We start from the raw sequence: 14,361 nt of genomic DNA on the forward strand, positions 1-14,361 counted from the left end.
ACTACAAATGTAAAAAATAAAGTATTACGAAATACATACCATTACATTTCTTAACACATCTTCATCTGCGCGCTGTTCGAGATACAAATGTTACTAAACCATTGGAAATGACTACCACATTTATGTACATTTGCGAACTATGCATAAAGACGAATCCAAAATCATCCGCAATCAGGTTCCTCGCTCAGATAAAAGAGAACATTCCGCTCCTTTGTACCTGACTTCCAGCTTTATCTTTGATAGTGCAGAGCAAGGGCGTGCTATCTTCGCGGAAGAAGAAGAGGGCATGGTATACTCTAGGTATTCGAATCCAAATACGGATGAGTTTATCAACAAGGTATGCATTATGGAGAATGCAGAAGCCGGCTTATCTTTTTCGTCTGGTATGGCAGCGGTATTTGCCTCTTTTGCAGCCTTTATTCATAGTGGCGACCACATTGTCTCGAGCCGAGCCATCTTTGGATCCACGCATCAATTATTTACGCAGCTTTTTCCGCGTTGGGGCGTTACGACGACCTATGTTGATGGTGTAGACAAAGCGCAATGGGAGGAAGCAATTCAGGAAAACACAAAAATCATCTTCTTAGAATCACCTTCCAATCCCGGTTTGGAATTAGTGGACTTGGAATGGTTGGGGAGTTTTAAAGAGAAATATCCGCATATATTATTGATCATCGACAACTGCTTTGCTACGCCATATTTACAAAAACCATTGCAATATGGCTTTGATTTGTCAATTCACTCGGCGACGAAATATATGGATGGGCAAGGACGCGTATTGGGCGGCGTAACAGTTGGTAAAAAAGAGCTGATTGATACGATGATGTTTTTCATTCGCCACACGGGTCCATCGATGTCTCCGTTCAATGCTTGGCTGATCTCTAAAAGTTTGGACACATTAGGTCTACGTATGGATCGCCATTGTTCCAATGCATTAGCGCTGGCAGAAGCTTTGGAAAACAACGCGGAGATCGAAGATGTCAAATATCCTTTCTTGCCATCACACCCACAGTACGAATTGGCAAAAAAACAGATGAAAGCAGGTGGAGGAATTGTTACTTTCGTCGTTAAAGGCGGATTCGAACGCGCGAAGAATTTCATTGACCATTTAGAAATGATTCTTTGCACGTCGAACTTGGGCGACAACCGTTCGATTGTAACCCATCCGGCTTCAACTACGCATTCAAAGCTATCAGAAGAAGAAAGACTGAACTTAGGCATTAAACCCGGTTCTATCCGCCTTTCGGTAGGTTTAGAAGACAAAGAAGACATTATTGCAGATGTCACCAACGCTTTGGATCAGACAAAATAGACATCAACTTGCTTACGCATAATTTGTGTATCTGCTTTATATTTTTGACATTTGTAAAAGATGATTAGAATTTTGTCCATATTCCTATTGTTAGTATACTCACTCACCAGCACTGGTGCAACGGTGTATTATCATACTTGTGGGCAAAACTCTCAAATCTCTATTTTCGAAAAACAAAACAATTCCAGCGCTTGTGCATTTTGCACGGGAGACGAGGAATCTTGCCGTCTAGAACAGCAAGAGAATCAGCACTCCGATATTTCTTGTAATCAAGAACACACCTGCTGTACGGATGTACAGGTCGAACTGAACAACGGTGACGATCAAGCGCTCACCAATTTATTAAAGGATTTTAACTCGCTTTCGCCAGCAGAGTTTATCATTCCTTGGATCATGGTTTTTCACCATGCATTGTTTGATGTACCTGCACCAACCAAAACCACACTTGCCTCTTTAGTGCCTCTGGGCACCTTCCCAGACACCTATCTCGTCAATTGCAATTTCCGTATTTGATTTTAATGTAGTCCTATTATTCTACCACCTAATTGGTAGCCAACAAATACTCTACATTAAAATACAACTATGAAAAATATACATTATGTATGTATAGCCCTATTTTTCGCGGCTATACAATGGGCATACGCGCAAGATCCTACCAAAGTTACCTTTGATGTAGCGGGCAATTGCGGTATGTGTAAACAACGAATCGAGAAGGCGGGTAAAGACGCCGGTGCATCCCAAATTGTATGGGATCCTAACACGGGCAAAGCCGAAGTTACATTCAGTAGCAAAAAGACTAGCGTTTCGAAATTAAAAGAAGCTATTGCGGCAGCGGGACATGATACCGACGAGTTCAAAGCACCAGATGCTGTATACAATGCACTTCATACCTGCTGTCTGTACGAGCGCATGGGCGAAGAAGGCGAACCTCACGAGCACAAAGCGCAAAACAATCCGGATGATCCGGCGCACCACGACCATGATCACGAAGTACGTGGCGTAGTGGTGAATGAAGGTGAGAATGGCAGTCTAAAACCTATCCAAGGCGCTACGGTATACTGGTTAGAAAACTCAGAAAAGAAGGTGCAGTCGGACAAAGACGGAATTTTTAAGATCATGCATGAACATGATTACAAGCGTCTGGTCGTGTCTCACACGGCTATGCAGGCGGATACTTTGGAAGTCACCAACATGCATGAGGTGTTGGTCGTACAGTCCAAAAACAACGTGCTTAAGGAAGTGGTGGTTTCTCGCCAACAGAAGTCAAACTACATCTCTCGGATGAATGCGACTCGGGTAGAAACGTTGACTGCAAGAGAACTTTTTAAAGCCGCTTGTTGTGACCTGAGCGAAAGCTTTGAGACCAATGCTTCGGTGGATGTGGTGAGTAGCGACGCCGTTACCGGCAGCAAGCAGATCCAGATGTTGGGACTTAGCGGCATTTATACCCAGCTGACCGTAGAAGGATTGCCAGGACCGCGAGGTTTTGCGATTCCTTTGGGATTAAACAGTATTTCTGGAAGCTGGATCGAAGCCATTAACATTAGCAAAGGTATTGGTTCGGTGGTCAATGGTTTTGAAAACATGGCCGGACAAATCAACGTAGAACTGAAGAAACCACATAATACAGATCGTCTGTATTTCAATGCCTACGGCAATAACATGGGGCGTACGGATGTCAATCTGAATGTTTCACAGCGACTAAGTGATAATTGGTCGGTGGGTTTTCTACTGCACGACAATTTCATGTACAATCGTCACATGAACTTTAGTAATAATGGTTTTCGCGATATTCCCGTAGGAAACTTATTCAGCGGTGTCAACCGTTGGCATTACCAGAATGATCACGGCGTGATTGTTCAATTTGGAATCAAATATCTGAACGATAATCGAGTCGGCGGTGAGATTGATTTTGACAAGGACAGCGATCAATTCACTACCAATAGATATGGATTAGGGTTTATCAATAAGCGAGTGGAAGGTTTTGCCAAAGTAGGCTATGTATTCCCTACGAATCTGCACCGAAGTATTGGCTTGCAGCTCTCGGCCAGTAATTACGATCAGGAAAGCTTTTTTGGCCTGACTGGATATAACAACAATCACTCATCCGGCTACGCCAACTTAATTTTCCAAGATGTAATCGGAAGCGAAGCGCACAAATATAAAGTAGGCGCATCCTTGCAATACGATAAATATCGCGAAGATCTATTTTACACTTCTCCGGGCATTACCTATCAAATGGGTCGCCAAGAGCGCGTAACCGGAATATTCGGAGAATACACGTACAGCCCAGCCGAAAATCTGGATGTGGTATTGGGTTTACGCCAAGATCACAACAATTTGTATGGTTGGTTTACTACGCCACGTGGTGTGATTCGTTATCAACCAGCAACAAACACGACCTTACGCTTGAGTTCGGGTCGTGGACAGCGTACAGCTAATATCTTTGCAGAAAACTTAGGCATTTTTGCTTCGAGCAGAAGCATTGCTAATCTAGACGGTATCGTGAATGGTGCTGGCGCTTACGGCCTTCGGCCAGAAGTATCTTGGAATACGGGATTCACTGCAGACCAGAATTTTCAATTATTTGGCCGCGAAGCGGGTGTATCCGTAGAACTTTTTCACAACAATTTTCAGCATCAAGTGGTGATCGATTGGGAGAATCCACGTGAAGTTGGCTTCTACAATTTAGAGGGAAAATCTTTCTCTAATAGTGTACAAACAGAGTTTCGTTTTATGCCAATCCAGCATTTGGAAGCTCGATTTGCCTACCGTTATTTGGATGTGCAGACCGATTATCAAACGGGTCGCTTGCAAAAACCATTGATCGCGAAACACCGTGGTTTTATGAATTTGGGTTATAATACGCATGGCGGATGGTCGTTTGATTACACGTTAAATGTAGTTGGACAAAAACGCATTCCACCGACCACAGGCAACCCTGCACAATATCAGGTGGCAGATCGTTCCCAAGCATATGTCACGATGAATGCGCAAGTGTCCAAGACATTTGGCAAGAACAAAAACTTCGATGTGTATGTTGGTGGAGAGAACTTGAGCAACTTCTTCCAGCACGATCCTATTCTGGCATTTGATCAGCCATTTGGAAGTAATTTCGACACCAATATGTTGTGGGGCCCACTAACCGGAAGAATGTTTTATACCGGAATTCGCTATCATATCCAGTAATAGCGCTGTAGTAGAAAGTTGAAATCCTCCAGCAATAGATAATGGTGTTGGGGGATTTTTTTGTTTGGAAATAATTCCTTCCAAATTAACAATTGATCTTTCTTATTCTATGCGCTTAAATTCAAACGACAACTCTAGACTATCACCCAAAACTAAGGCATTTATTTTATCGCCAGTTTTCCAGTATTTTATCAATTTCGGAAAATCCAGTATGTCGTTTTTAAATGCAAATTTATCTTCTTCTATTTTAGACATATCAAATCGTACAAATTCTTTCTCTTCACGGGTTTTGACTAGCAAATTCCATTCCCCATCTTCTTCAACGATCTTCATTTGCTCTTGACTTATTGTGTCATTATTTTGAATAGTAAAACCAACTCCATTATATTCCGAAGTGCTTACTTTTTCCCAATTTTCAAAAGTAGTCTTACCTTTTTCTTCATTTATTCGTTGCCATTTACCTAAAAGCCAATCAAAGTTTTCTGCTTTTTCACTTGTTTTGACATTGCACATTGCAAGAGATGACAGGATAAGTACAGCAGTTGTAAATTTTAATATCGATTTCATTTTATAATTTGGTTAATTCGATTTACAATAAATATTCCTGCAGGATGCTTTGATGGCTACACTAAAGGTTTGAACAAATAGTTTCCAAAATCATAAAAACCTTTCAATTACTAAATTACAAAAAAAAGCCAATGCTTCTAACATTGACTTTCCGTGTCTACTTTAGCGGATTTTAACATCATGAAATAACAGAATTTTCCAAATTTCTAAAGTTATGCGACTTCTCTTATCAATCCTCGGCAAGAAAATGCTTTAGCTCACGATACAAGCGTGCTGTTGGAAGTCCCATCACATTCTCATACGCACCATCGATACGCTCCACCGCTATACGGCCAATCCACTCTTGAATACCGTACGAACCTGCTTTATCCATCGGATTGTAATTGGCCACGTAATAATCGATTTCTTCCGGTTCCAATTCTACAAACCAAACGGCAGTGCGCTCCACAAACTGATGTACGCGTCCGCGCAAGGCCAAAGTCACGCCCGTATAGACCGCGTGTTCACGACCAGATAATCGCGCAAGCACTGCTTTTGCTTCGGCCACATCGGCTGGCTTGCCCAGCATCGTACCATGCTCGTCAGCCACTAAAGTATCAGCAACAATCACCAAGCGATCATGATAAGATTCGTTAGAGAAGGCTGTTAGTTTTGCTGCCGCAATGGCAGACACAATTTCTTCTGGCGTCAGTGTCGTATCGATATGTTCATCTATTTCTGGAATCTCTACGGTAAAATCTAAATCCAATCTTCGCAATAGTTCTTGTCTTCTGGGAGATTGAGAACCTAAGATAATCGGAGTATCTTTTAATTTTTCAATAAACATCATGCTCTTAAATACTTTTTATGGTAGTAGAAGTTGGCCATTTCCCCTGAGTTTTCAATACTTTTTCCAGTACATCGCGCACAGCGCCTTGTCCGCCAGCAAAAGGTGACTGGTAGCGACTTATTGCTTTAATTTCTTCCGCTGCGTCTTTCGGACAAGCTGGCAAACCTATGATCGACATGATTTCTAAATCGGGCATATCATCTCCCATATACAACGTTGATTTGGGCTCGATAGATAGCTGTTCGCAAAGTTGCATGAAGAGCGTTTTCTTATCGGCAACCCCCATATGGATGTGTTCTACACCGAGTCCGCGCAGTCGCTTTTCCACGCCAGTAGAATAACCGCCACTAATCACCAAAATAAGTATGCCTGCTTTTACGGCTGCTTGGATGGCAAATCCGTCGCGCACATGAAAGGTACGGAGCTGATGGCCTTCTTCGTTTACTAAGATCGTTCCATCGGTCAATACGCCATCTACATCCAGCACGACGGCCTGAATGTGTTGAAAATCGCTCAAAATCATATCGCCTCAAAAGTAGGGATAAATTCCGGATGCGGAATAACCACATTTCTTACGGAATAACAAAAAAGGCTTCCCGTTGGGAAGCCTCCAAAACTATTTTGTTCTAGTTTATTTTTTGTTCGATTCTCCGGGTTTGGAGATCGACGTACGCATATCCGTATCTGCCTGTATATTTTGCATTTTGTAGTAATCCATGATACCTAGATTGCCATTGCGAAATGCTTCGGCCATCGCCATAGGCACTTGGGCTTCTGCTTCAATTACTTTGGCTCTCGCTTCTTGTGCTTTGGCGCGCATTTCTTGCTCATTGGCTACGGCCATCGCACGGCGCTCTTCTGCACGCGCATTTGCTACTTTCAAATCGGCTTCTGCCTGATCCGTTTGTAGTTTTGCACCTACGTTTTCGCCAATATCAATATCAGCGATATCGATCGATAATATCTCGAATGCCGTACCCGAATCCAGCCCTTTGGATAGCACGGTTTTAGATATACGATCTGGATTTTCCAATACGTGCTTATGATCGATAGATGAACCAATTGTGGTCACAATACCCTCTCCTACTCGCGCAAGGATTGTTTCTTCTCCGGCACCACCTACCAATTGATTAATATTAGCCCGAACAGTTACACGCGCTTTCGCGATAAGCTGTATACCATCTTTCGCAACAGCAGCTACTGGTGGTGTATTGATCACGTTAGGATTTACCGACAATTGCACTGCATCAAACACATCTCTACCGGCCAAATCGATGGCTGTAGCTAACTTAAAATCAAGTGGAATATTGGCTTTATCAGCCGAAATCAATGCTTTAATCACTTTATTAACATTGCCACCGGCGAGATAATGTGTCTCAATTTCATTGGTCGTGATTTTTAAACCAGCCTTAGTGGAGATAATCATCGCATTAGTAATCAATGCTGGTGGCACTTTACGCAGTCGCATCAGCACGAGGTTCAGCAAGCTGATTTTTACGTTCGATAATTGAGCCGTAAACCACAAATTGACTGGTAAGAGGTAGAGCAATAGAAATAGGGCTACGACAGCACCTACAATAATTAAAACAATTTGTATTTCAGATCCCATAGTTCAGATTAATTGTATATCTCCTAAAGATATAAAAAACTATCCACTTCTGGATGAATACGTAGGCCTATCATGGCTGTTTAATCCATGATTCAGTAAAATTATTTCACCATCCGACGCATTTTATCCATATTTGAATCATCATTTAGCAATTACCACCAGATATCTTATGAGAAGGCACCATATATTAAAGATCCAGTTTTTTACGGGTGTCATCGCAGCCTACGCCATCTTGATCTATGCATTCGTTTATTATTTAAATAAACAGAATGAATATGCCAACACGACGTTGCAATACAGTGAGACATTTAGACAGAAAGCTGATGTATTGAGCAACTTTGAGAACCAATTATTGAATATCAATCGGGTCAAATCTGATTTCATCACACGGGGTTCTTCGAATACGATTTTACAGCTCAATCACTATATTCAAAAGGCCACGGGCCATTTGATAGAGTTTGAGCAATCCAATGACCTGTACAGCGGCAGTTTACCAGAGTTCGAGATGTTGCGCGGATTACTTCGTCATATCAGCCACCTCGATTCGTTACAGCTATCGATGAAAGGCAAGACGCTCGACGAAAAAGCCGTTGCACTCGCCGTAGAGGAGCAAATGATCCATAATACTTGTGACTTGGTGATCACGGGGATATTTGAAATCAACAAAGAAAAAGTTAAAGTAGAGACGAAAAAGCTGCAAGATGCGATGTATGTGGTGTTGCCATTGAATATTGTAGCCTTACTCGCTATTCTGTATGTGTTATACAGCACCTATACGATGAGCGAAAGGCTGCGTATATCCACTGTGCAGGAAAAACAGATCAAGTCTGAACTGACTGTAACCAATAAACGCTTTGAAAGCACTAACTGGATTTTGGATCGAACCAATAGGATCTACGACGAGCTCATTGGTATTGATAAACTATCGGATATTGCCGAGATCTCGCTTCGCAAAATCATGCGATCGATGGATCAGGCATTTTACGCCGGTGCTATTTATACCAAAGAAGAAAATAACGAAACCTTTGAACGGGTTGCCATGATGGGTTTTGAAGATGAGCAAGTGGTATCTAGTTTTAAGGCTGGACAAGGCATTTTGGGCATGGCCGTCCAGCATCACAAACACAAAATCTATGAAGCAACAGAAACACAGCACATCAAGCTATATTCTACTTTTATAGATCGAATAAATCCTCAAATTATATTAGCACCTATTATTCACGACTCTGAAGTTGTTGGTTTGCTTGAATTAGCTATCAAAACCGATCCTGAAAGTCTAGACCATACCACAGAATACCTTGGTCGCGCCACTCGAATCATTGCGGCAGCGATCAAATCGGGGCAGAATCATGCGGTTGTCCAAAAACTGTTGCTTACTACGCAAAAGCAAACGGAGGAATTGAGCGCACAACAGGAAGAGCTGCGGATGACAAATGATGAATTGGTATACCAAACGAATCTTTTAGAATCCAGCGAAGAAGAATTGCGCGTGCAACAAGAAGAACTCTCTCAAACAAATACCGAGCTTAACGCAAAAGCAAAGGAACTAGAAAGTCGAAATCAAGACCTGAAAGAAGCACAAAAGGTTGTGGAGTCCAAGATTGCCGAGGTCGAACAGGCTAGTCTATATAAATCAGAATTTATGGCCAACATGAGTCATGAGTTACGTACGCCATTAAATAGTATCCTGATCTTGGCCAAGTTGTTGGAAGAAAATAAGCTCCAAAACCTGACAGATGATCAACGTAAACATGCGGCTGTGATCTATAGCGCGGGATCAGATCTTTTAGAATTGATTAATCAATTATTGGATCTCGCAAAGATTGAGTCTGGCAAAGTTGAAGTGCTTTCGGAGGCGGTAAGTACACAGATGCTAATACAAAATCTTGACAATCTATTTAAACAGACAGCGACACAAAAAAACATACAATTCAATGTGACGGCTAACGATTTTCCTGAGACTTTTGTTTCAGATGAATATCGACTACAGCAAGTACTGAAAAACTTTTTATCCAATGCTTTCAAATTTACCAATGCAAATGGCAGCATATCTCTCGAATTGACCAAAGAGCAAGACCAGTTGCTATTTTCGGTGAAAGATACGGGCAAAGGAATCCCAGCAGAAAAAAGACAATTAATCTTTGAGGCATTCCGACAGGAGGACGGTTCGACGAGTAGAAAATATGGCGGCACTGGACTCGGGCTCTCCATTAGTCTAGAAATTGCAGCCTTGCTCAACGGAAATATTCAGCTAGAAAGCGAGTTGGATAAGGGCAGTATTTTCACGCTATCCATGCCGTTTAAATCATCTTTGGAGGACGCTACACTAATTACTCAGACACCGACAATAGCGGCGGTATCTGCTGCGCCTTTGCTGGACGAAATTCGAGTTAATTTGGACACATTGAAATCCGTCCGAAGTATATTGATCGTTGAAGACGATATCAACTTCGCCTACATTCTAAAAGATTTTGCAGAGCAATATTCCTTTGAAGTACTGCTAGCCCATGATGGGCCTCAAGGTATTGAAATGGCAAAAACCCATTTACCCGACGCTATTATTCTAGATGTGATGCTGCCTATCGCTGATGGTTGGAACGTATTGCGCACACTTAAATCAGATCCGCAAACCCAAGGCATACCAATACATATGATGTCTGCAGCTAATATCAAACAAAAAGATACATTGGAGAAAGGGGCTATTGGCTTTTTGTCAAAACCGGTAACCGAGCAAAATATTAAAAAAGCATTCTCTAATATTATTCTGAATATAGACCAAGACGTCAAAAAAGTGCTACTGGTAGAAGATCAAGAGGTAATGAGTGAATTCATTAAAAATTCATTTGCCGAGCAAAACATTAATATTATACAGGCTTTTACTAAAAAGTCTGCTTTAGAGAAGCTACGAACGGAAGAGAATATAGACTGTATCATTCTGGATATCACCTTACCTGATAGTAGCGGACTCGGCTTGCTCGAGCAGATCAAAAAAGATGATACGTTCAAAGATATTCCGGTGATTATCAATACCGCGGAGGAATTGACTACAGAACAAACAGATCGAATCGCGCGATACACCAAATCGATGATCCATAAAGACGGTAAATCTACCGACAGACTGATCGATGAGGTCAATCTATTTCTCAATAAGATTAACAACGTAGATTACGAACCAATCCGTAATAACAAGAAGCTCGACAAAGCAAGTTATACAGAAGCAAACAATCTTCGTGGCAAACGGGTACTAGTCGTAGACGACGATATGCGAAATGTCTTTGCCCTTACCACGGCACTGAAAGAACACGATCTTCATATTGAAATCGCCAACAATGGACGAGAAGCACTGGAGATCATTCAAAATCAAAAAGAACCATTCAACATGGTCCTCATGGACGTCATGATGCCAGAAATGGATGGTTATAACGCAATCGAACATATCAGAAAAGAACCTAAGCATGCCCGATTACCGATTATCGCGGTGACGGCCAAAGCCATGCAGGAAGATCATGAAAAATTGATACAACTCGGCGCAAATGATTATATCAGCAAGCCAATAGATATGGATAAATTAATCGCCCTAATGCAAGTATGGTTAAGCTAGAAGGAGAACCAGCACACATTTCATTTGAAGAATTAGAGGAGATTATAGCATTACTAAGACAAACTTCGGGCTTTGACCTGTCTGGATATAGCCGTTCATCTCTAAAAAGAAGGATTCAACGGGTAATGGGGCTGGATCGAATGGACTTTGTAGATCTCAAAAATGCGTTGATCAACGCACCTGGCTTCCAGACTTACTTAATGTATGAGATTACGGTTAATGTAACGGAAATGTTCAGGGATCCTGATTTTTTCCAAGCTCTCCACACATTAGTAATCCCCTATTTGCGCACATTCCCTCGGGTCAAAATCTGGAGCGCAGGCTGCGCTAGTGGCGAAGAAGTATATTCATTGGCTATTTTACTTTCACAAAACACACTATATGATCGATCCTTTATTTACGGAACGGATGTGAACTCGCATATTATTGAAGTAGCAAAAAAAGGCATTTATCCGTTACAGAAAATCAAAACATACACGGAGAATTTTAACCATTATACAACGGAAGATTCCTTTGCTAAATACTACACGGTAAAGTACGACATGGCTATCATATCCAACTACTTACGCAACAACACACTCTTCTCTACCCACAATCTTGCCTCAGATTCTGTATTCAATGAATTTCAATTGATCACATGCAGAAATGTAATGATATATTTTGACCATAGTTTGCAAAGTCGTGTCCTCGAATTGCTCTATAATTCTCTTACTCCTTTCGGTTTTCTATGTTTAGGTGCTAAAGAGAATTTAACGAACCATGCCATTATCGATAAGTTTAGAATCATTAGTCGTAAAAACAACATCTACCAAAAAATAAAATAGCACAGCAGAATACCCCTACAAACTTCTGACAGACAACTAAATAGCTCCTGCTTAACATCTTTAGTAAAATAATTGATTACTTTTGTGGAGTGAACCAGTGAGGAGCATGAAAAAGATTAATTTACTTATACTCGATGATCGCGAAGAAAACATCATCAGTTTGCGTGCTTTATTAGAAGAGCTGGAGGACCTTCATATCATAGCACACACCGATCCTAATGAAGCGCTTAAGGTGTGCTGGCATGAAGATATCACCATTGCTATGGTCGATGTGCAGATGCCAAAAATGAATGGTTTCGAGTTTGTATCGCTACTCAAATCAAATCATAAGACTAATCACATCATGGTCATCATGGTGACTGCCATTTCTAAGGAAGAACGCTATTTGCTTGAAGGCTTACGAAGTGGAGCGATTGATTATTTGTATAAACCACTAAACCCTGAAATTACACGCGCTAAAGTAAGGTCTTTTATACATCAAGTCCGTTTACAAGAAGAGATAAAACAAAAAAACATAGCCTTGGAAGTGTCTGGTAAAGAGCTTCTATTGGCGAAGGAAGAAGCGGAGCATGCTCGCAAGTCAAAAGAAATCTTCCTAGCTAACATGAGTCACGAAATACGGACACCCATAAACGGTATCATGAGCGTGATTCACGTATTGAAAACTTCTCCTCTTAGCAACGAACAAATAGAGTGGTTAGGCATATTAGATAATGCTTCCCAATCTCTGCTTGTGATCATCAATGATATATTGGATCTATCTCGTATTGATTCGGGCAAGTTCAAAATTGAAATGGAAGATTTCTCGCTCACCAAATTCATTGACAATATGGATCGCATGTTCAAAGTAAAAGCGGACCATAAAGATTTACATTTTGTGGTAGAAAAAGAGGGAGATTTGCCCGACAATGTGATTTTTGATGCTTTACGCCTTCAGCAGATTATCACCAATTTCATTTCCAATAGTCTCAAATTTACAGAGCAAGGTAGTATTACTTTTAACGTAAGGCTAGTAGAGATCAGGCCGAAAGGATATCTGATTCGTTTTACGGTAACAGATACAGGGATTGGTATACTTACCGATCATTTGCCTAAAATATTCCAGCCTTTTGAACAAGGCGATGGCGCCATCACTAAGCGATATGGTGGCACTGGACTCGGACTCGCAATAGTGAAGCAACTCGCCGAATTATTAGATGGAGAAGTAGGTTCTCAGAGTGATGTGGGAATAGGGTCAAGCTTTTATTTTGAAGCGTGGTTCCAAAAAAGTAAAACCGCGCAGATTCAAAAACCAAACGAACCCTATGTCAATTTTCCAAAATTAGATGGTGTACAAATTTTAGTAGCAGAAGACAATGATCTAAATGCTTTCATGTTAGCACATATGCTGAAAACTTGGAGTTGCGAGGTAGATATCGTGAAAGATGGCCAACAGGCATTAGATGCTGTATTACAAAAGACCTACGATCTCGTCTTAATGGATACGCATATGCCCGTTATGAGCGGATTTGATGCCATTAAGGCTATCAAATCATTAGACGATCTCGAAAAAAACAGCATGCCTATCATCACCATTTCGGCTTCTGTGCTCGCCCACGAACAAGCAGCAGCCTACGAGGTAGGCGCTCGATACGTCATTGTAAAACCTTTTGATCCCGTAGATCTGTACAGCAAAATCTCCAGCGTAGTAGAAACAAGCAAGACAGAGAATTGACGCTTAAAAATTCTCATGTCGCTGCTTTTTAATGAATAATACTTAAATTCGTATTGTAATACATACAAATATAGACTATGAAAAAAATATTTATTGCCCCTATCGCAGCTTTAGCAATCGGCTTAGCATCTTGTGGCGGCAACACAGATTCAGAGAAAAAAGAAAATACACCTTCTGAAGAAGCAACTCCTGTTTCACCAGCAGCAACAGTACCGGGAATCGAGAATGTAGAACTATCTAACAACTGGACTGTTCAAGGTAATGATCAAATGAAATTTGATGTTAATTTGATCCGTGTAAAAGCAGGTGAACCGGTAGAAATCACCTTCAAAAACGCAGGAGAATTACCAATCGAATCTATGGGACATAACCTTGTCGTATTGAACCCAACAGTAGACATTCCTACTTTCGGCGGTGAAGCTGCTGGAGCACCAGATAATGATTATATTCCAAAATCGTCTTTAAGCTCTATCGTAGCACACACAAAATTATTAGGTCCTGGACAAGAAGATAAGATTACTTTTACCGTCGAAGCCGGTGTCTACCCTTACATTTGTAGCTTCCCGGGTCACTTCGGGATCATGCAAGGTAAGATCGTTGCTGAGTAAATCGACTTGTAACAAACCGACAATCTCACCCGATTGTCGGTTTTTTTTAACAATAACGAAATTTTACGTGTATCCGGTTCGATCATACTCAATTTAATCGTATTTTTG

Annotated in this window: 11 protein-coding genes; 7 read left to right on the top strand and 4 right to left on the bottom strand. The window is 41.2% G+C overall.

Features of this window, described 5'->3' with window-relative positions; translation table 11 throughout:
• Positions 1–139 precede the first annotated feature (139 nt).
• The 3 genes from AC3IRT_RS15355 (at position 140) to AC3IRT_RS15365 (ending at position 4,501) form a co-directional block, all read left to right on the top strand.
• Positions 140–1,312, top strand: a complete 1,173-nt coding sequence (locus AC3IRT_RS15355) for a trans-sulfuration enzyme family protein (RefSeq protein ID WP_489394085.1) — start codon at positions 140–142, stop codon at positions 1,310–1,312.
• Between the two features lie 60 nt (positions 1,313–1,372).
• Positions 1,373–1,825 carry an HYC_CC_PP family protein gene (locus AC3IRT_RS15360; protein ID WP_489394086.1) on the top strand — a complete coding sequence of 151 codons (453 nt, stop codon included), beginning with the start codon at positions 1,373–1,375 and terminating at the stop codon, positions 1,823–1,825.
• Positions 1,826–1,894: 69 nt separating this feature from the next.
• Positions 1,895–4,501 (top strand): TonB-dependent receptor domain-containing protein, encoded by a 2,607-nt coding sequence (locus AC3IRT_RS15365; RefSeq protein WP_489394087.1) that lies wholly within the window; start codon positions 1,895–1,897, stop codon positions 4,499–4,501.
• A 102-nt stretch (positions 4,502–4,603) separates the two neighbouring features.
• On the opposite strand, the gene AC3IRT_RS15370 is transcribed toward AC3IRT_RS15365, so the two are convergent.
• From AC3IRT_RS15370 to floA, 4 genes are all read right to left on the bottom strand, one after another.
• Positions 4,604–5,068 (bottom strand): DUF6265 family protein, encoded by a 465-nt coding sequence (locus AC3IRT_RS15370; protein WP_489394088.1) that lies wholly within the window; start codon positions 5,066–5,068, stop codon positions 4,604–4,606.
• 229 nt (positions 5,069–5,297) lie between these two features.
• On the bottom strand, positions 5,298–5,897 hold the full coding sequence (locus AC3IRT_RS15375) for a Maf family protein (protein WP_489394089.1): 600 nt from the start codon (positions 5,895–5,897) through the stop codon (positions 5,298–5,300).
• A 4-nt stretch (positions 5,898–5,901) separates the two neighbouring features.
• Positions 5,902–6,420, bottom strand: a complete 519-nt coding sequence (locus tag AC3IRT_RS15380) for a KdsC family phosphatase (RefSeq protein WP_489394090.1) — start codon at positions 6,418–6,420, stop codon at positions 5,902–5,904.
• A 108-nt stretch (positions 6,421–6,528) separates the two neighbouring features.
• The gene (gene floA, locus AC3IRT_RS15385) at positions 6,529–7,506 is read right to left on the bottom strand and encodes a flotillin-like protein FloA (protein WP_489394091.1); all 978 of its coding nucleotides are present in this window, start codon (positions 7,504–7,506) and stop codon (positions 6,529–6,531) included.
• Positions 7,507–7,675: 169 nt separating this feature from the next.
• On the opposite strand from floA, the gene AC3IRT_RS15390 reads away from it, so the two are divergent.
• The 4 genes from AC3IRT_RS15390 (at position 7,676) to AC3IRT_RS15405 (ending at position 14,253) form a co-directional block, all read left to right on the top strand.
• On the top strand, positions 7,676–11,107 hold the full coding sequence (locus AC3IRT_RS15390) for a hybrid sensor histidine kinase/response regulator (protein WP_489394092.1): 3,432 nt from the start codon (positions 7,676–7,678) through the stop codon (positions 11,105–11,107).
• On the top strand, positions 11,095–11,931 hold the full coding sequence (locus AC3IRT_RS15395; protein WP_489394093.1) for a CheR family methyltransferase: 837 nt from the start codon (positions 11,095–11,097) through the stop codon (positions 11,929–11,931). Before AC3IRT_RS15390 ends, AC3IRT_RS15395 begins: the two co-directional genes overlap by 13 nt.
• Positions 11,932–12,037: 106 nt before the next feature.
• Entirely contained in the window at positions 12,038–13,645 is a 1,608-nt protein-coding gene (locus AC3IRT_RS15400; protein WP_489394094.1) for a response regulator, read from the top strand.
• 77 nt (positions 13,646–13,722) lie between these two features.
• Positions 13,723–14,253 carry a plastocyanin/azurin family copper-binding protein gene (locus AC3IRT_RS15405; RefSeq protein ID WP_489394095.1) on the top strand — a complete coding sequence of 177 codons (531 nt, stop codon included), beginning with the start codon at positions 13,723–13,725 and terminating at the stop codon, positions 14,251–14,253.
• Positions 14,254–14,361: the final 108 nt, after the last annotated feature.

The organism is Sphingobacterium sp. KH_072 (assembly GCF_057837975.1).

What these genes read in the sequence shown, in the direction of transcription:
- AC3IRT_RS15355 (WP_489394085.1), top strand. Translation starts at nt 140, where the DNA reads ATGCATAAAGACGAATCCAAAATCATCCGCAATCAGGTTCCTCGCTCA.
- AC3IRT_RS15360 (WP_489394086.1), top strand. Translation starts at nt 1,373, where the DNA reads ATGATTAGAATTTTGTCCATATTCCTATTGTTAGTATACTCACTCACC.
- AC3IRT_RS15365 (WP_489394087.1), top strand. Translation starts at nt 1,895, where the DNA reads ATGAAAAATATACATTATGTATGTATAGCCCTATTTTTCGCGGCTATA.
- AC3IRT_RS15370 (WP_489394088.1), bottom strand. Translation starts at nt 5,068, where the DNA reads ATGAAATCGATATTAAAATTTACAACTGCTGTACTTATCCTGTCATCT.
- AC3IRT_RS15375 (WP_489394089.1), bottom strand. Translation starts at nt 5,897, where the DNA reads ATGATGTTTATTGAAAAATTAAAAGATACTCCGATTATCTTAGGTTCT.
- AC3IRT_RS15380 (WP_489394090.1), bottom strand. Translation starts at nt 6,420, where the DNA reads ATGATTTTGAGCGATTTTCAACACATTCAGGCCGTCGTGCTGGATGTA.
- floA (WP_489394091.1), bottom strand. Translation starts at nt 7,506, where the DNA reads ATGGGATCTGAAATACAAATTGTTTTAATTATTGTAGGTGCTGTCGTA.
- AC3IRT_RS15390 (WP_489394092.1), top strand. Translation starts at nt 7,676, where the DNA reads ATGAGAAGGCACCATATATTAAAGATCCAGTTTTTTACGGGTGTCATC.
- AC3IRT_RS15395 (WP_489394093.1), top strand. Translation starts at nt 11,095, where the DNA reads ATGGTTAAGCTAGAAGGAGAACCAGCACACATTTCATTTGAAGAATTA.
- AC3IRT_RS15400 (WP_489394094.1), top strand. Translation starts at nt 12,038, where the DNA reads ATGAAAAAGATTAATTTACTTATACTCGATGATCGCGAAGAAAACATC.
- AC3IRT_RS15405 (WP_489394095.1), top strand. Translation starts at nt 13,723, where the DNA reads ATGAAAAAAATATTTATTGCCCCTATCGCAGCTTTAGCAATCGGCTTA.